Below are 18,560 nucleotides of genomic sequence, written 5' to 3' on the forward strand. Positions count from 1 at the left end.
AAAGGCCAGACCACAGAGCCTATGCCGCGAAGCCGTCACGGGACACTGGACACATGCGACAAAAAATAAGACGATCCAGCCGTCTGGTGACCACTTTCCCCTATAAGAATAAATGAAATTATGTCTAACCAAATCTCCACGCCCTTGCGGCGCGTCAGCATTTTGGCCATTGATCGGGTATTCGCTTCCACCCTCATGCAAGCCAAGGATTTCTTCCATCTCGCCAGCCTGCGTTATGGCAAACAACAAGGCCTGGGCCTGACCCCGGCGTTTGAAACGCGCCTGGTCAGCCCCGACGGGCAATCGGTGCGCAGCTTCAGTGATGTGATCATGCCGGTGGACGGCGGCCTGGAAGACGCCGACATCATCGTGCTACCGGCCTTCTGGGACGACTTCGACGCGTTATGCACACGCTACCCGCAAGTGCTGCCCTGGCTGCGCCAGCAACACGCACGCGGCGCTGTACTCTGCGGCGAGGCCACCGGAGTGTTCTGGCTGGCCGAGGCCGGATTGCTCGATGGCAAGGAGGCGACCACCTACTGGCGTTTCTTCAATGCCTTCAGCGAACGCTTCCCCAAGGTGCAGCTCAACCAGGACAAGCACCTGACCGACGCCGACAACCTGTATTGCGCCGGCGGCACCACCTCGGCGTGCGACCTTTATATCTACCTGATCGAACGCTTCTGCGGCGCCAACATCGCCCAGGCCGTGGCCCGCGACATCCTCTACGAAGTGCAACGCAGCTACGCACCGGGCCGCATTGGTTTTGGTGGGCAGAAGCTGCACCAGGACGTGATCATCCTGCAGATCCAGCACTGGCTCGAAGAGCACTTTGCCGACAAGTTTCGCTTCGAAGACGTCGCCCGCGAACACGGCATGAGCATCCGCAACTTCATGCGCCGTTTCCAGACCGCCACCGGCGACAAGCCGCTGCACTACCTGCAACGCCTGCGCATCGAGACCGCCAAAGGCTTGCTCTCGGGCAGCCGCAAAAGCATCAAGACCATCAGCTATGAGGTGGGTTACGACGATGCGAGCTTCTTTGCGCGGCTGTTCCGCCAGCACACCGAGCTGTCGCCGAACCAATACCGGCAGCAGTTCCAGCAAGCCGCTTAAGCAGGGCCAAACACCGAAAAAAATGTGGGAGGGGGCTTGCCCCCGATAGCGGTAGTTCAGTCAGTACACCTGGCCCTGACACACCGCTATCGGGGGCAAGCCCCCTCCCACCTTTTATGTGTGTCGCTGTTAGGGTTTGTGCCCGCGCGACAGGAACTCGTGGGACTGCATTTCCAGCAAGCGGCTCAGCGTGCGCTGGAATTCGAAGTTCAAGCGACCGCCGGTGTAGAGGTCCTTGAGTTCGACTTCCGCCGAGATGATCAGCTTGACGTTGCGGTCGTAGAATTCGTCCACCATGTTGATAAACCGGCGCGCAATGTCGTCAGTGGTGACGCTCATCTGTTCCACGCCGCTCAGGATCACCGCGTGGAAGATCTTGCCCAGTTCGATGTAGTCGTTCTGGCTGCGCGGGCCATCGCACAGCTGGCGGAACTCGAACCAGGCCACGTCATCGCAGGTGCGCAGCGCGATGATTTCGCGGTTCTCGATCATCAGCTTGTCGTTTTCGACCGCCTTGGTGCATTCCGGCGTGAGCGCGCGGAAGCTTTTTTTCAGGCTGTCCAGCGCGGCCTCGTTCAGCGGGTAGTGGTAAAGCTCCGCTTGCTCAAGGTGACGCAGGCGATAGTCGACGCCGCTGTCGACGTTGACGATCTCGGTGTTCTGCTTGATCAGCGCGATGGCCGGCAGGAAGCGCGCGCGTTGCAGGCCGTCCTTGTACAAGCCATCGGGCACGATGTTCGAGGTCGCAACCAGGGTCACGCCGTTCTTGAACAGCTCTTCCATCAGGGTGCCGAGGATCATGGCATCGGTGATGTCGGAGACAAAGAATTCGTCGAAACAAATCACCCGCGCCTCATCGGAGAAACGCTTGGCGATGATGGTCAGCGGGTTTTTCTCGCCCGGCAGCGTCTTCATTTCTTCGTGCACGCGCTTCATGAAGCGGTGGAAGTGCGTACGCACCTTTTCCTTGAACGGCAGCGCTTCGAAGAAGGTGTCGACCAGGTAAGTCTTGCCGCGGCCCACGCCACCCCAGAAGTACAGGCCTTTGACCGGCGTATGGTCTTTCTTGCCAAACAGCTTGCTGAACATCCCTGGCTTGTTTTGCGAGGCCGCGACCAGGTCGTCGTACAGGCGCTGCAAATGACGCACCGCATTTTCCTGCGCGGCATCATGGAAGAATTCAGGGCGTTTCAGATCAGCTTGATATCGTTCTAGGGGCGTCATAATTTCGTTAGCAAGGCAACAAAAACGGGCCGTCACTGTAACGACGGCCCTGGATAATGGCAATCAACCCTTGGTCGGGTTAATCCTCGGTTGGGGTCAACGCAACGCGCAGGGTATCAATACCGGCATCTCGTTGAGCAGCATCTGCGTAAATCGCTGAACTTTCGGCCACACACTCACCGTCGAGCCAAACATTGAAACCATACTTTTCGGTGCGAATGTCCAACGTTTGACCCGACTGCAATTGCTTGGTCACCGCACCAGCCGCTTTGCCGTCGGCAAAATTGCGCGACAGCAGCAGTTGCTCGCCATCGGCCGACAGCAGGCGGAAGCGGAAGCTGCCGTCGTCTTCGCGAAAGCTCACAAAGCGCGCGGCTTTGGCGGCTTTCTTCTTGGCTGCCACCGGCGCGGCGGCCTGATTGACGAACGAGCGCAGGCCCACCGCTTCACGCAGCTCAGCCAGGAACGGCGCCGCCACGGCGCGGGCTTTCTTGGCACCGATCAGCAACAGGTCTTCCATGTCCGCGGGGCGCGACATCAGTTGGTGATAACGCTCGCGCGCCTCCCCCAGTTGGCCGTCGAGCAATTGGAACAGACGGCTCTTCGCCTCGCCCCAGCCCAGGCCTTGCAGCAGCTCGGCACGGAACTCTTCTTCCTGGGCCTTGGTTGCAAACGCCTGGAACAGGGTGAACAGGTGCGAGTTGTCCGGGTCTTTGGCTTCGCCTGGGGCACGCGAGTCGGTGACGATCCGCGAGATCGCGTCCTTCATGTCCTTGGCGCTGGTGAACAACGGGATGGTGTTGTCGTAGCTTTTGGACATCTTGCGGCCATCCAGGCCCGGCAAGGTGGCGACGCTTTCTTCGATCAACGCCTCAGGCATGGTGAAGAACTCTTTACCGTTGCCAAACAGGTGGTTGAAACGCTGGCCAATGTCGCGGGCCATTTCCACGTGCTGGATCTGGTCGCGGCCGACCGGCACCTTGTGCGCGTTGAACATCAGGATGTCCGCGGCCATCAGCACCGGGTAGCTGTACAAGCCCATGGTGATGCCCGCGTCCGGGTCTTCGCCGGTTTCCAGGTTTTTATCCACCGAGGCCTTGTAGGCGTGGGCGCGGTTGAGCAGGCCCTTGGCGGCAACACAGGTCAGCAGCCAGGTCAGTTCAGGAATTTCCGGGATGTCGGACTGGCGATAGAACGTCACCCGGTTCACATCCAGGCCACCGGCCAGCCAGGTCGCGGCAATTTCCATACGCGAGCGCTGGATGCGCTGCGGGTCATCGCATTTGATCAGGGCGTGGTAGTCGGCCAGGAAGTAGAAGGAATCGGCATTCGCGTCCTGGCTGGCGAGGATCGCCGGGCGGATCGCGCCGGCGTAGTTGCCCAGGTGCGGCGTGCCGGTGGTGGTGATGCCGGTGAGAATACGGGTACGAGTCGTCATGGGTAATCGCTTATCAGACTGCTATCAATTCGAGAGGCGCGGCAGCACCAGATCCTTGAGATCGGTGAGCTTGCCATGAAAAAAGTGCCCGCATTCTGCCACTTTCAGCAGCTCATGGGGGCGTTTCAAGGCAGCGGACCAATCGTAGACCACCTGCGGGTCGACCACTTCGTCGGTTTCCGGCTGGATCAAAGTCAATGGGCAGCCTTGGGGCAGCACGTCGGTATCACGCAGGCGCATCACGGCGGCGGCCACCATGAACAGGTGCGCGAGCTTTTCACCCTTGGCTTCCAGACGGCCGCCGAGGCTGGCGGCCACGTAACCACCAAAGGAAAACCCGAGCAGGGTGAGCGGCAGGTCGGGGTGTTTTTCCCGCAGCCAGGTGGCGGCCGCTTCGGCATCATCCACTTCACCGGTGGCCATGTCGTGGGTACCGGCGCTGGCACCGACGCCGCGGTAATTGAAACGTAAAGTAATCAAACCGGCATCGCGAGCGGTGCGTTGCAAGGTCGAGACAACTTTATTGAGCATGGTCCCGCCCTGCACCGGGTTAGGGTGGCAGATCAGCGCCAGGCCACGTGGCTCGGGGTGATCCAGGTACAGGGCTTCCAATTGGCCAACCGGGCCATCGATCAAAACGGGGGTTTCACGCATGAGCAAGGAATGAACTCCGTGACCTCACAAAGGGTCGACTCGTCTAGCTAAAAGTCTGTGCATGGCATCATTGCGAGCTTAATCGCGGTATACAGCGCAGGTCCGAGCCGTTAACGTAAAGCAAAGCCGTTTATAGAGGAAGGACTCGTGGAACACTCGCTCTTAGTTTGGTTGTTGCCGACTCTCGCCTTGGTTGCCGGTGTCGCCATTGGATTCCTGGTTGCCCGCCTGCTGCCAAATGCCGCGCCTAACCGCACGCAGCGTCAGTTGGATGACATTCAGGAACGTTTTGACAGTTATCAGAACGAGGTTGTTACCCACTTCAACAGCACCGCGACCCTGGTCAAGAAGCTTACCCAGAGCTACCAGGACGTACAGGATCACCTCGCCGATGGCGCTAACCGCCTGGCCCTCGACGACATCACCCGCCAGCGTCTGCTGGCCGCGCTGCATTCCGATGCACCGCACGCGCCACGGGAGCGCCTGACGCCTCCGCGGGAAAACCAGGAGCCACCACGGGACTACGCGCCAAAAACGCCGGACGCCCCAGGCATGCTGGATGAGCATTACGGCTTGAAGAAGTAAGTCTTCTGCAAGCAACAAAAAGCCCGGCTGATCGATGATCAGCCGGGCTTTTTATTGGGCTTCACTCTCCAGAACACTGGGGATCCACTGTGGGAGCGGGCTTGCCCGCGAACGCGGTGGGTCAGTCAGTACATCGCTAACTGACAGACCGTATTCGCGAGCAAGCCCGCTCCCAGATTGACCGCGCACGACCTTAAGCCGGTTGCTGCTCCTGCAACAACCCACCGTCAATCCGTACATGCCGCCCATGGAAGCGCTTGAGGCTGCTGCGATGGCCGACGCTGACGATGCTCAGTCCCGGCAACTCGTCAATCAATGCTTGATACAACGTGGCTTCGTCTTCCTCATCCATCGCCGAGGTGGCTTCATCCATGTACAGCCATTGCGGCGCGAACAACAACGCGCGAGCAAAAGCCAGCCGCTGCTGCTCACCCGGCGAGAGCATGCGTTGCCAGTGATTGGCTTCGTCCAGGCGCGCAACCAGATGCGGCAGGCGGCACGTTTCCAGGACCTGTACATAACGTTCGGCCGAGTACGCGCTGTCGTCTTGTGGATAACTCAACACAGCCTTCAGCGTGCCAATGGGCAAGTAAGGCTTTTGCGGCAGAAACAGGTAACGCGCAGCCGGCAGACGAATGCTGCCGTGGCCCGCTGGCCAGAGGTGGCCCATTGCGCGCAGCAGCGTACTCTTGCCGCTGCCTGAGCGCCCGCTGAGCATCACGCGCTGGCCCGGCTCTACGGTCATGTCGGCGTCGGTCAGCAAGTGACGACCGTCAGCCAAATCCATGCCCAGGTTTTTCACCACCAGGCGCTCGCCCTCGGGGTGCACATCGATGGCGGGCACACGCTGCTCGTTATCACTCATGGCCTGATGAAAGCTGAGCAGACGATCACTGGTCGCGCGCCATGAAGCCAACTCCGAATACGCGTTGATAAACCAGCTGAAGTTCTCTTGCACGTTGCCGAACGCCGAGTTGATTTGCATCAGCTCGCCCAGCTCGATCTTGCCGGTGAAGTAGCGTGGCGCGGCGACAATGAAGGGGAAGATGATCGCAATCTGGCTATAGCCAGCGGTGAAAAAGGTCAGGCGCTTGGACACTTTCATGATGTCCCAGAAGTTGTGCCAGACCTTGCCAAAGCGTGCGCTCAGGCGCTGGTTTTCATTCGGCTCGCCGTTGTACAAGGCGATGCTCTCGGCGTTCTCACGCACACGCACCATGGAGAAACGCAGGTCTGCTTCAAAGCGTTGTTGTTGGTTGCTCAGGCCGATCAAACGACGGCCGATCAGGTGGGTCAGCCAGCTACCGACGCCCGCGTAGACCAATGCGCACCAGAACATATAGCCGGGGATGGTGAAACCAAACACTTCGATACTGCCCGACACGCCCCACAGGATGATCGAGAACGACACCAGGCTCACCACGTTACGCAGCAGGCCCAGGCCAAGGCTCAAGGTGCTGGAGGTGAAGTTGTTGAGGTCTTCGGAAATCCGCTGGTCCGGGTTATCGGTGTAACCGCCCTGCTCCAGCTGGTAGTAATTCTTGTGGGCAAGCCAACGTGCAAAATGCTTTTCGGTGAGCCAGGCACGCCAGCGGATCGTCAGCATCTGAGTCAGGTAGAGGCGGTAGACCGCGCCGAGAATCGCTACGGCGGCGATCCCGCCGAAATAGCCGATCAGTTGCCAGAAGGCGGCGGTGTCCTTCTTCTCCAGCGCGTTGTAGAAGTCTTTATACCAGTGGTTGATCCACACGGAGATCGCCACGCTGAACAGCGACAGGCCAATCACTGCAGCCAGCAACAACCAGGCCTTGCCCTTCTCTTCGCTGCGCCAATAGGGCGTGATCATCGCCCAGGTTCGGCGAAAGAAGTGCCCACGCACCGCATCGTTGACCGCGGAGTACTCAGCGTTCTGATTCATCGTTCAGGCTCGGTAGGAAAAAGTGACAGGCGTTTGAACCGATCATAGACGATCGGTTCAGGGCTCCGTGCGGCCTGAAGCAGATTGTTCAGACTTTGTTCAGCGCCGTACCGGACGCTTCTGCAGCTTGCGTTGCAGGGTACGCCGGTGCATGCCCAGGGCGCGGGCGGTAGCGGAGATATTGCCTTCGTGTTCAGTCAACACGCGCTGAATATGCTCCCACTGCAGACGGTCCACCGACATCGGGTTTTCCGGCACCAGGGTGTCGAGGTCGGCATGCTCGGAGAGCAGCGCGGCCAGCACGTCGTCGGCGTCCGCCGGCTTGCACAAATAATTGCAGGCGCCGCGCTTGATGGCCTCGACGGCGGTGGCGATGCTCGAGTAACCGGTGAGGATCACCACGCGCATTTCAGGGTCGAGTTCCAGCAACTTGGGCAGCAGCACCAGGCCGGAGTCGCCGTCCATTTTCAGGTCGAGCGCGGCGTAGTCCGGCAAATCGGCCTGGGCGATGGTCAGGCCTTCTTCGGCCGAGCCTGCGGTGCTCACGCGAAAACCACGGCGGCTCATGGCGCGCGCCATCACGCGGGTAAAGGTGGCGTCGTCATCTACCAGCAGCAGGTGCGGCAGTTCTTCGCCTTCGACTTGGATCTCGTCACTCATCGATATCTCCTCGTGCGACACGGGGCAGGCGCAGCTCGGTGAGCGTGCCACCTTCCTCATGACTATAGAGCTTCACTGAGCCGCCCGCGCGGGTCACGCTGGCCTTGCTCAAAAACAGGCCGAGGCCGAAGCCTTTGCCCTTGGTGGTAAAGAAGGGTTTGCCGATCTGCTCGGCAATGGCCAGCGGCACGCCCGCGCCGTGGTCACGAATGCTGATGGTCACGTTTTCCGCGTCCCAGTCCAGTTGCACGCCCAACCCTTCAGGGCAGGCATCGGCGGCGTTGTTCAGCAGGTTGAGCAACGCCTGCGTCAGGTCTGGTGGTGGCGCCATGCGCGGCACGCTGCCCTGGCCCAGCAGGTTGAAACGGTAACTGGCTTCGGGGCGCATCAGGTGCCAGCGGTTCAGGGCTTCGTCGAGCCACTGGGTCACGTCCTGCATCTCCACCGCCAGGCGGCGATTGGCCTCGGCGGCGCGTACCAGTTGCTGCAAGGTCTGCTTGCACTGCTTGACCTGTTCCTGCAACACGCTCAGGTCATCTTGCAGCGCCGGGTCGTGATGGTCCTGGGTCATTTCCTTGAGCAGTACGCTCATGGTTGCCAGCGGTGTGCCCAGTTCATGGGCGGCGCCGGCGGCCTGGGTGGCGACGGCCAGCAACTGCTGGTCACGCAGGCCTTCTTCACGGCGAATGGCGCGCAATTCTTCCTGGCGGCGCAGCTCTTCGGCCATGCGCGCGGCAAAAAACGTGATAACCGCAGCGGACAGCGCAAAGCTCAGCCACATCCCGTAGATCTGCAGATTTTCCCGGGCGATAGGGAAGGTCTTCAGGGGGTAAAACTGCGCCAACAGCAAGGTGTACAGCGTCAGCGCGATGCCCGACAGCACCACCGAATAGCGCCATGGCAACGTCACGGCGGCAATGGTCAGCGGCACCAGGTAATAAGACACGAACGGGTTGGTGGAACCACCGGAGAAATAAAGCAACACACTGTGGATAAACAGGTCGCAGGCCAATTGCAGCGCGTATTCCAGCTCGGTCACCGGCCACGTGGTGCGCAGCCGAATGGCGGTGAACACACACAGCACGATGGAAAAGCCCAGTGTCACGGCCAGCTGCAGCCACGGCAGCGGCAGCAGGTCGAACCAATACGCGAGCCCGACGGAGCCGGCCTGTGCGGCCAGTACCAAGGTACGAATGAACGTCAGGCGCCAGAGGTTCTGGCGGGTGGCGGAAGTCAGTTTTACGGCGGCGAGCATGAGCTCTCCCGGTGAGCGCTGCAGGCGGATCGGCAGGAGTATAAACGAAGCAGACCCGCTGGCACGGCGCGTGTGGCTCTTTGACGCAGGCCGGGCAGATGACCGTTCGTCGGCACCGCGCCACTTGTAGCGAATGTGTAAACCCGAAGAACCCGATAGCACCGTCTACAGTCTTACCGAACACGGTTATACCAACACGACCATCCCAAGGAGCTTCCATGTCTCGTTTCACTCGCAGTGCAGCTGTCCTCACTCTCAGCGCCAGCGCCCTGGCCAGCCTGCCGGCCATGGCCGCCGATGAACTGCATTACAACCAGATCTCCCTGCGTGCCGAAGTCAGCCAGGAAGTGGCTCGCGACAAGATGATCGTCACCCTTTATACCGAGTCACAAAACACCGACCCGGCCAAGCTCGCCGCCGAAATCACCACCACCCTGAACAAGGCCCTGGGCGAAGCGCGCGAAGTCAAAGGCGTGACCCTGCGCCAGGGCAGCCGCAACAGCTACCCGATCTACGACAACAAGAACCAGAAGATCACCGGCTGGCGCGAGCGTGCCGAACTGCGCCTGGAAAGCGCGGATTTCCCGGCGCTGTCCAAGCTCACCGGCGATCTGCTGAACACCCTGAAAATGGAAAACATGGACTTCGCCATCGCCGACGCCACGCGCAAGTCCAGCGAAGATGCCCTGCTTAAAGACGCGGTCGCCGCCTTCAAGGCGCGCGCGCAGCTGGCCACCGATGCGCTGGGCGGCAAGGGCTACAAGATCGTCAACCTGAACTTCAACACCAATGGTTACCCGATGCCTTACGCGCGCGGCGCCGGCATGATGATGAAAGCGGCGATGGCGGATTCGGCACCGACGCCTGAAGTAGAAGCGGGTACCAGCCAGGTCAACATGAGCGCCGACGGCGTGATCGAAGTACAGATGCAGTGACCTCTACCTGACAAACCTGAACGGCGGTAACCTCGGTTGCCGCCGTTTTCGTTTGGGCGGCTGTATAGGCCTGCCACTTCAGGAGTTTCCATGGAAAGAACCGCTTTCAAACCGCTACTCCTGGCTGCAAGCCTGCTGGCGTTCATGCCGATGGCCCAGGCGGCCAGCACCCTGGTCTACTGCTCCGAAGCCAGCCCTGCCGGCTTCGACCCCAGTCAGTACACCAGCGGCACCGATTTTGATGCCTCCGCCGAAACCGTGTTCAACCGCTTGACCCAGTTCAAGCGTGGCGGCACCGAAGTCGAACCCGGCCTGGCAACAAGCTGGGATGTATCCAATGACGGCCTGAGCTACACCTTCCATCTGCGCGATGGCGTCAAGTTCCACACCACCGACTACTTCACCCCTACCCGCAACTTCAACGCGGATGACGTGCTGTTTACCTTCAACCGCCTGCTGGATGCCGACAGCCCATTTCGCAAGGCTTACCCGTCCGAGTCGCCATACTTCACCGACATGGGGTTGAACACCACGATTAAAAACGTCGAAAAACTCGACGAGCACACCGTGCGTTTCAACCTGAATAATGTCGATGCCTCGTTCGTGCAAAACCTGGCCATGAGTTTTGCCTCGGTGCAATCGGCCGAATACGCCGACCAGCTGTTGAAACAGGGCAAGGCTGAAGACATCAACCAGAAACCCGTCGGCACCGGGCCGTTTGTGTTCAAGCGCTACCAGAAAGACTCGCAGATCCGTTACGTCGCCAATAAACAGTATTGGAAACCCGAGGATGTGAAGCTCGACAACTTGGTGTTTGCCATCACTCCGGACGCCGCTTCGCGCTTGCAGAAGCTCAAGGCCGGCGAATGCCAGGTCAGCGGTTACCCACGCCCGGCCGATATCGAGGTGATGAAACAGGACCCAAACCTGCGCGTGCTGCAACAAGCCGGTTTCAACCTGGGCTTTCTTGCTTACAACGTGACTCACCCGCCGCTCGACCAACTCAAAGTGCGTCAGGCCCTGGATATGGCCATCGACAAGCCGGCGATCATCAAGGCTGTGTACCAGAGCGCCGGGCAATTGGCGCAGAACGCATTGCCACCTGCCCAGTGGTCTTATGACCCCACCATCAAGGACGCGCCATACGACCCGACCAAGGCGCGGGCGCTACTAAAAGAAGCAGGGGTTGCACCAGGTACCACCATCAATCTTTGGGCGATGACCGTGCAGCGCGCCTCCAATCCAAACGCGCGAATGTCGGCGCAGATGATCCAGCAGGATTGGGACAAGGTGGGTATCAAAGCCAACATAGTCAGCTACGAATGGGGCGAATACATCAAACGCGCCAAAAATGGCGAACATGACGCGATGATTTACGGCTGGACCGGCGACAACGGCGACCCGGATAACTGGCTCGGCGTGCTCTACAGTTGTGCCGCGGTCAAAGGCAGCAACTACGCCAAATGGTGTAACCCGGCCTACGACAAACTGGTGCAGCAAGCCAAAGTCAGCAGTGACCGCGACCAGCGCATCAAGTGGTATCAACAGGCACAAAAAATCCTTAAGGAACAAGTACCTATAACGCCTATCGCAAACTCGACGGTTTTCCAGCCTATTCGAAAAGAAGTGCAGGACTTCAAGATCAGTCCTTTTGGCCTGACGCCGTTTTATGGTGTCAGTCTAGATAAGTAACAGCTGCGCCCCAACCGAGTGCGCCAGACGCCTCGGTTGGGCTTTTTTGGTGCGTCAAATGCACCGAAAAAACCCTCTATATATATGCATTTATGTACAAACTTTCATAAATGCGACATTCCTGTACGTTCGTACCACTGTTTGGCCTCCACGACGGTTCAGCATCTTGCAATGGGTATGGCCCCTGCATAAGTATCCGCAGGCCGACTCACGAGGTCGCCCTCAACACCAAAAATGACAACAAATCATGAGGCCAACATGCTTAAACACGCAGTCCTTCCGCTTTTAGTTAGCGCTGGCCTTATGGCCGCAGCCCCTTTCGCCCAAGCGGCGACTAACCTGGTGTTCTGCTCCGAAGGGAGCCCGGCCGGTTTTGACCCAGGCCAGTACACCACCGGAACAGACTTCGATGCCTCGGCCGAAACCGTGTTCAACCGCCTGAGCCAATTTGAACGTGGCGGCACCGCCGTTGTTCCAGGCCTGGCCACCAGTTGGGACGTTTCCCCGGATGGCCTGACGTATACCTTCCACCTTCGTGAAGGCGTCAAGTTCCACACCACCCCGTATTTCAAGCCGACTCGTGAATTCAATGCCGATGACGTGCTGTTCACGTTCAATCGCATGATCAACAAGGACGACCCGTTCCGCAAAGCCTATCCAACCGAGTTCCCGTACTTCTCGGACATGGAGATGGACAAGAACATCAAGAACATCGAAAAAGTTGATGACCATACCGTCAAGTTCACCCTTGGCACCGTGGACGCAGCGTTCATCCAGAACCTGGCAATGAGTTTCGCGTCGATCCAGTCGGCCGAATACGCTGCCCAGCTGTTGAAGGAAGGCAAAGCCAGCGACATCAACCAGAAGCCAATCGGCACCGGGCCGTTCGTCTTCAAGAGCTACCAGAAAGACTCCAACATCCGCTTTACCGGCAACAAGGACTACTGGAAGCCTGAAGACGTCAAGGTTGATAACCTGATCTTCTCGATCTCCACTGACGCCTCGGTACGCATTCAAAAACTCAAGAAGAACGAGTGCCAGATCACGGCCTATCCTCGCCCAGCGGACATCAAGCCACTGGAAGCGGACAAGGACATGAAGATGCCGCACCAGGCGGGCTTCAACCTGGGTTATATCGCTTACAACGTCATGCCTGTGCTCAAGGGCCAGACCACGCCGAACCCATTGGCAGACCTGCGGGTTCGCCAGGCGCTGGACATGTCGGTCAACAAACAGCAGATCATCGACTCCGTGTATCAGGGCGCAGGCCAACTGGCCGTCAACGCCATGCCGCCGACCCAATGGTCGTATGACACCACCATCAAAGACGCCAAGTACGACCCGGCCAAAGCCAAGGAACTGCTCAAGGAAGCCGGTATCAAGGAAGGCACCGAGATCACCTTGTGGGCCATGCCGGTTCAGCGTCCGTACAACCCGAACGCCAAGCTGATGGCTGAGATGCTGCAGAGCGACTGGAAACAGATCGGCCTGAAGGTCAACATCGTCAGCTACGAATGGGGCGAGTACATCAAGCGCTCCAAAGGCGGCGAGAACCAGGCGATGATCATCGGCTGGAGCGGTGACAATGGTGACCCGGACAACTGGTTGGGTACCCTCTTTGCCTCCTCGGCCTTGAACGGTAACAACTTCTCCAAGTTCACCAACAAGCAGTACGACGACCTGATCAGTCAGGCCAAGTCGACCACTGATGTGGCCAAGCGCACCGAACTGTACAAGCAGGCGCAACAACTCCTGAAACATGAATTGCCTTACACACCTATCGCGCACTCGACGGTGTATCAACCCATGCGCAACACCGTGCAGGACTTCAAGATCAGCCCGTTTGGCTTGAACTCTTTCTACGGCGTAAGCGTAAGCGGCAAGTAAGGATTAATAACGGCGACGTTTCATAACGTCGCCGTTATTGCATCCGCCTGGACCGTAGGAATCAGACCACCTTTGCGACCGTTACCGTCCTACGGCAACGAACTGCGATAGGTGCGTCTGTTGCCTACAAGGTCAATCCGTTTTGGCGCATTTACTGCGAAGTCCACGGCCCATACCGTCGTACGACAGCAGAGGCACCAATATCGGAAAGGCACCTGCCGTGTGTGGGATCAGTGATGTCTCCCAGGCTTCGAGCCTGGGTGATTGCTCGCTGATGACAACTACAAACAAGGATCGGGATCGTCATGCGCCATACCACTGTTCTATCCGCAATTTTTGGCACCAGCCTGCTGGCTGTGGCCACGATGGGCCAAGCCGCCGACAAGAAGAGCCTGGTGTTCTGCTCTGAAGGCAGCCCGGCCGGGTTTGACACCGCGCAGTACACCACCGCCACCGACAACGATGCGGCCGAGCCGCTGTACAACCGCTTGGTTGAGTTCGAAAAAGGCGCGACCAATGTGGTACCTGGGTTGGCAACCAAGTGGGATATTTCCGAAGACGGCCTGACCTACACCTTTCATTTGCGTGAAGGGGTGAAATTCCACAGCAACAAGGAATTCAAGCCGACGCGCGACTTCAACGCCGACGACGTGCTGTTCACCTTCAACCGCATGCTTGACCCCGACCACCCGTTTCGCAAGGCCTACCCCACCGAGTTTCCATACTTCAACGGGATGAGCCTGAACAAGAACATTGCCAAGGTCGAGAAAACCGACCCGCACACCGTGGTGATGACCTTGAATACGGTTGACGCCGCGTTCGTTCAAAACATCGCCATGAGCTTTGCCTCGATTCTGTCGGCCGAGTACGCCGAGCAGTTGCTCAAGGAAGGCAAGCCCAGCGACATCAACCAGAAGCCGATCGGCACTGGCCCGTTTGTGTTCCAGCGTTATCAGAAAGACTCGCAGATCCGTTACGTGGCTAACAAACAGTACTGGGACCCAAGCCGGGTCAAGCTGGACCAACTGATCTTCGCCATCAACACCGATGCGTCGGTGCGGGTACAGAAGCTCAAGGCCGGCGAATGCCAGATCACGCTGCACCCGCGCCCGGCCGACGTCGACGCCCTCAAGGCCGACCCGAACCTGCAACTGCTGACCAAACCCGGCTTCAACCTTGGTTACATCGCCTACAACGTGCGCCACAAACCCTTCGACCAGCTCGAAGTGCGTCAGGCGCTGGACATGGCGGTGAACAAGCAAAGCATCCTCAACGCCGTGTACCAGGGCGCCGGCCAACTGGCGGTCAACGCCATGCCGCCGACCCAGTGGTCCTACGACGACACCATCAAGGACGCTGCCTACAACCCGGAAAAAGCCAAGGAATTGCTCAAGGCCGCCGGCGTCAAGGAAGGCACCGAGATCACCCTGTGGGCGATGCCGGTGCAACGTCCGTACAACCCCAATGCCAAGCTGATGGCCGAGATGCTGCAAAGCGATTGGGCCAAGATCGGCCTCAAGGTCAAGATCGTCAGCTACGAATGGGGCGAGTACATCAAGCGCACCAAGAACGGTGAGCACGACGTCAGCCTGATCGGCTGGACCGGCGACAACGGTGACCCGGACAACTGGCTGGGCACTCTTTACAGCTGCGACGCCATCGGCGGGAACAACTACTCCATGTGGTGTGACCCGGCGTACGACAAGCTGATCAAGCAAGCCAAGGTCGTCACCGACCGCGAACAAAGGACTGTTCTGTACAAACAGGCGCAGCAACTGCTTAAAGCACAGGTGCCGATCACGCCCGTCGCCCACTCCACGGTCAACCAGCCGTTAAGCGCCAAAGTCGAAGGTTTCAAAGTCAGCCCCTTCGGCCGCAACGTGTTCTCGGGCGTCAGTATCAACCCATAAAAAAATAACCGGATTGCAGGGAGCGACGTTGGCTCCCTGGCAAACGTGCAGCCTTTTGTTGCGAAATTTCCTACAGCAAACGTTTGCAAAGGCTTGAACGAGTTACACACCCAATAGCCGGTTCACCTAAAAAGACCGGCATTAAAAAGAGAACCAAAGGAGCTTCACCCATGAAACTGAGCAGCAAAGCGCTTCTGGCCCTGGCCATCAGCAGCATCACGGCAACCGCCTTCGCTGAAACCCAAAGCCAGGACTTCGTCCCTACCACATTGGCCGGCACCAGCGCCCAAAGCGAGGCCAAAGGCTTTATCGACGGTCAAAGCCTGGGCGGTACCACCCGTAACTGGTTTTCCAACGAGCAGCGTTTCCGTGGTAGCAAGTTCACTTACCAGAAGCACGGCGAGGCTCGCACCGACGCCTACCGTACCAACTGGCTGCAAGGCACCATCCTTAACTACTCCTCGGGCTTCACCCAAGGCACTGTTGGGGTAGCAACCGAAGTAGCGGGTTACAACGTCATCGCGCTCGACCAGAGCAAGCGTGACATCAAGGGCGGTTCCAACCGTACCCTGGCCGACTCCGACGGCGACGCAGTAGGCCAGTGGAGCAAACTGGGCCTGGCCAACGTCAAGTTCCGTGTGTCCAACACCACCTTGACCGCCGGTCGCCAGAACTTCAGCAGCGGCATCGTCGACACCATCGGCAACCGTGCACTGCCGTCGAGCTTTGAAGGTTTTGCCCTCAACAGCGAAGAGTTCAGCAACCTGTCGTTCCAGGGCGCTTACTTCGACCGCGTGTCGCCACGTACCGAACAGAGCCTGTCGAAATTCCGCAGCGAATACGGCAATGGCCAGGAAGCGGATCACGTCTACACCGCGGGCGTGAACTACCAGCCGTTCAAGAGCCTGAAAACCAGCTTCTTCGGCGCTCAAGTCAAAGACTTCTGGAACCAGTACTACTTCGGCGCAACCCATGAACTGGGTGACAGCCAGCAACTGAGCCTGACCACCGGCCTGAACTACTACAAAACCGTCGACGAAGGCAAAAAGTTGATGGGCAAGATCGACAACGACACTTACTCGCTGTCGCTCGGCCTGACTCACCAGGCTCACAGCCTGACCTTCTCGTACCAGGAAGTGAACGGTAACGAGTACTTCGACTACCTGCACGAAACCAACGGCATCTACCTGGCCAACTCCCTGACGTCCGACTTCAACGGTCCGAACGAGAAATCGTTCCAGATCGCTTACGGCATCAACATGGCCGAATACGGCGTGCCAGGCCTGAAGTTCAACATCTACTCGGCTCGCGGCTGGGGCATCGACGGCACTCACTACACCGGCGACGGCGGCCGTGCCGGCTTTGCTTACAACGGTATCCAGACCCAGGACGGCGAGAAACACCAGGAATACGGCGTGGGTACTTCCTACGCGATTCAAAGCGGCGCACTCAAGGCCACCACCATTCGTGGTACCTACGTGACTCACCGTGCCAGCGCCAACCAGGCTGACGGCAACCTGCGTGAGTTCCGCCTGGTCACCACCATCCCGTTCAACATTCTTTAATTAGCGCCAGGTAGACGGCGGGCTCAGGACGAGCCCGCCGTCTACGCTTGTCTGGTTCACTCGATTGCAGAGGGCTCTGAATGAAAATGCTCCCGTTACAAGCTGCCATTGCCGCTGCGCTATTGAGCGTTGCGATCGGCGTTTCGGCCAAACCGTTGGTGGTCTGCACCGAAGCCAGCCCGGAAGGTTTTGACCCGGTCCTGTACACCACCGCCGTCACCGCTGACGCCGCGGCAGAAACCATGTTCAACCGCCTGGTGGACTTCAAGCCCGGCACCACCGAAGTCGTGCCTGCCCTGGCCAAAGACTTGCCGGAAATCAGCGCCGATGGCCTGACCTACACGTTCCACCTGCGTGACGACATCAAGTTCCACACCACCGATTACTTCAAACCCACGCGCAACATGAATGCCGACGACGTGCTTTGGAGCTTCCAGCGCCAGCTGGACCCGAATCACCCGTGGCACAACAAGTCCAACGTGGGCTACCCGTACTTTGAGAGCATGGGTTTCAAGGAACTGCTCAAGAGCGTAGAGAAGACCGACGACCACACCGTGGTCTTCACCCTGACCCGTCCTGAAGCACCGTTCCTGTCCGACCTGGCCATGGCGTTTTCCTCGATTCACTCCGCCGAATACGCCGACCAGTTGCTCAAGTCCGGCAAGACCGATGACCTGAACGCCAAGCCCATCGGCACCGGCCCGTTCATCTTCAACCGTTACGCCAAAGACGCCCAAGTGCGCTTCAAGGCCAACCCGGACTACTTCCGTGGCAAGCCGCCGGCTGACCCGTTGATCCTGGCCATCACTACCGACAGCAACGTGCGCCTGCAAAAGCTCAAGGCCAACGAATGCCAGATCGCGCTGTATCCCAAGCCCGATGATGTGCCGAGCGCCAAGGCTGATCCCAACCTGAAAGTCGCGGAACTGGCGGCGATGACCACCAGCTACACCGCCTTGAACACCACCCACAAGTACATGAGCGACGCGCGCGTGCGCCACGCGATCAACATCGCGTTCGACAAAAAAGGCTACAACGAGTCCCTGTACGGCAAAGGCAACGCAATCGACGCCACCGGCCCGTACCCGCCAACCCTGCTGGGCTTTAGCGACAAGCTGAAAAACCCACCGCGTGACCTGGACAAGGCCCGCGCCCTGCTCAAGGAAGCCGGCGTACCGGAAGGCACCGAGTTCACCCTGTTCACCCGTAACGGCGGCGGCCCGACCAATCCCAACCCGATGCTCGGCGCCCAGCGCATGCAGGCGGATCTGGCGCAGATCGGCTTGAAAGTGAACATCAAGGTCATGGAATGGGGCGAAATGCTCAAGCGTGCCAAAAACGGTGAGCACGACATGGTGTCCGCCGGTTGGGCGGGGGATAACGGGGACCCGGATAACTTCCTCACACCAAACCTGAGTTGCGATGCAGCCAAAAACGGCGAAAACTACGCCCGCTGGTGTAACAAAGAGTTTCAAGACTTGATCGACAAGGCACGCGCTATCGCTGAACCGGCCCAGCGCGCTGCACTCTATGAACAAGCACTGGACGTTTTCGAGAAGGACCAACCATGGATTCCCATGGCTTACCCGAAAATGTTCACCGCCATGCGCAAAAACGTCGAGGGTTATACCCAAAGCCCTCTGACGACCAATAACTTCGCCACCACCCAGGTGAAGTAATAAGAGAAGACGCTCGGCACCGTCGCCATTGACGGTGCCGAA

The 18,560-nt window shown here is 58.9% G+C and carries 14 protein-coding genes; 8 read left to right on the plus strand and 6 right to left on the minus strand.

Going from position 1 to position 18,560, the window contains the following annotated elements:
• Positions 1 to 195: 195 nt before the first annotated feature.
• On the plus strand, positions 196 to 1,116 hold the full coding sequence (locus FPT15_RS24030) for a GlxA family transcriptional regulator (protein ID WP_178119741.1): 921 nt from the start codon (positions 196 to 198) through the stop codon (positions 1,114 to 1,116).
• Between the two features lie 129 nt (positions 1,117 to 1,245).
• On the opposite strand, the gene zapE is transcribed toward FPT15_RS24030, so the two are convergent.
• The 3 genes from zapE to FPT15_RS24045 form a co-directional block, all read right to left on the minus strand.
• On the minus strand, positions 1,246 to 2,340 hold the full coding sequence (gene zapE / locus FPT15_RS24035; protein WP_145165227.1) for a cell division protein ZapE: 1,095 nt from the start codon (positions 2,338 to 2,340) through the stop codon (positions 1,246 to 1,248).
• A gap of 79 nt (positions 2,341 to 2,419) precedes the next feature.
• Positions 2,420 to 3,778: a tryptophan--tRNA ligase gene (locus FPT15_RS24040; RefSeq protein WP_145165229.1), complete on the minus strand. Its 1,359-nt coding sequence runs from the start codon at positions 3,776 to 3,778 to the stop codon at positions 2,420 to 2,422.
• A gap of 24 nt (positions 3,779 to 3,802) precedes the next feature.
• Positions 3,803 to 4,432, minus strand: coding sequence for an alpha/beta hydrolase (locus FPT15_RS24045; RefSeq protein ID WP_145165231.1), 630 nt, complete (start codon positions 4,430 to 4,432; stop codon positions 3,803 to 3,805).
• Between the two features lie 147 nt (positions 4,433 to 4,579).
• Here FPT15_RS24045 and FPT15_RS24050 point away from each other — a divergent pair, with 147 nt between their 5' ends.
• Positions 4,580 to 5,017, plus strand: a complete 438-nt coding sequence (locus FPT15_RS24050; RefSeq protein WP_145165233.1) for a YhcB family protein — start codon at positions 4,580 to 4,582, stop codon at positions 5,015 to 5,017.
• 193 nt (positions 5,018 to 5,210) lie between these two features.
• Here the strand turns inward: FPT15_RS24050 and FPT15_RS24055 are convergent, their stop codons facing one another.
• The 3 genes from FPT15_RS24055 to FPT15_RS24065 all read right to left on the minus strand — a co-directional run bounded on the left by FPT15_RS24055 (position 5,211) and on the right by FPT15_RS24065 (position 8,850).
• Positions 5,211 to 6,935 (minus strand): ABC transporter ATP-binding protein/permease, encoded by a 1,725-nt coding sequence (locus FPT15_RS24055; protein WP_145165235.1) that lies wholly within the window; start codon positions 6,933 to 6,935, stop codon positions 5,211 to 5,213.
• 99 nt (positions 6,936 to 7,034) lie between these two features.
• Positions 7,035 to 7,595 carry a response regulator transcription factor gene (locus FPT15_RS24060; RefSeq protein WP_003171731.1) on the minus strand — a complete coding sequence of 187 codons (561 nt, stop codon included), beginning with the start codon at positions 7,593 to 7,595 and terminating at the stop codon, positions 7,035 to 7,037.
• Positions 7,588 to 8,850 (minus strand): ATP-binding protein, encoded by a 1,263-nt coding sequence (locus tag FPT15_RS24065; protein ID WP_106578640.1) that lies wholly within the window; start codon positions 8,848 to 8,850, stop codon positions 7,588 to 7,590. Before FPT15_RS24065 ends, FPT15_RS24060 begins: the two co-directional genes overlap by 8 nt.
• A gap of 218 nt (positions 8,851 to 9,068) precedes the next feature.
• Here FPT15_RS24065 and FPT15_RS24070 point away from each other — a divergent pair, with 218 nt between their 5' ends.
• From FPT15_RS24070 to FPT15_RS24095, 6 genes are all read left to right on the plus strand, one after another.
• Positions 9,069 to 9,785, plus strand: coding sequence for an SIMPL domain-containing protein (locus FPT15_RS24070; protein WP_145165237.1), 717 nt, complete (start codon positions 9,069 to 9,071; stop codon positions 9,783 to 9,785).
• Between the two features lie 90 nt (positions 9,786 to 9,875).
• Positions 9,876 to 11,477: an ABC transporter substrate-binding protein gene (locus FPT15_RS24075; protein ID WP_145165239.1), complete on the plus strand. Its 1,602-nt coding sequence runs from the start codon at positions 9,876 to 9,878 to the stop codon at positions 11,475 to 11,477.
• A 258-nt stretch (positions 11,478 to 11,735) separates the two neighbouring features.
• Positions 11,736 to 13,364 (plus strand): ABC transporter substrate-binding protein, encoded by a 1,629-nt coding sequence (locus tag FPT15_RS24080; RefSeq protein WP_106578637.1) that lies wholly within the window; start codon positions 11,736 to 11,738, stop codon positions 13,362 to 13,364.
• A gap of 365 nt (positions 13,365 to 13,729) precedes the next feature.
• Positions 13,730 to 15,274, plus strand: coding sequence for an ABC transporter substrate-binding protein (locus FPT15_RS24085; protein ID WP_370004724.1), 1,545 nt, complete (start codon positions 13,730 to 13,732; stop codon positions 15,272 to 15,274).
• A gap of 170 nt (positions 15,275 to 15,444) precedes the next feature.
• A complete protein-coding gene (locus tag FPT15_RS24090; protein WP_145165243.1) occupies positions 15,445 to 16,839 on the plus strand; it encodes an OprD family porin in 1,395 nt (464 codons plus the stop codon).
• 80 nt (positions 16,840 to 16,919) lie between these two features.
• On the plus strand, positions 16,920 to 18,518 hold the full coding sequence (locus FPT15_RS24095; protein ID WP_145165245.1) for an ABC transporter substrate-binding protein: 1,599 nt from the start codon (positions 16,920 to 16,922) through the stop codon (positions 18,516 to 18,518).
• Positions 18,519 to 18,560 lie beyond the last annotated feature (42 nt).

The organism is Pseudomonas sp. RGB (assembly GCF_007713445.1).
Taxonomy (GTDB): domain Bacteria; phylum Pseudomonadota; class Gammaproteobacteria; order Pseudomonadales; family Pseudomonadaceae; genus Aquipseudomonas.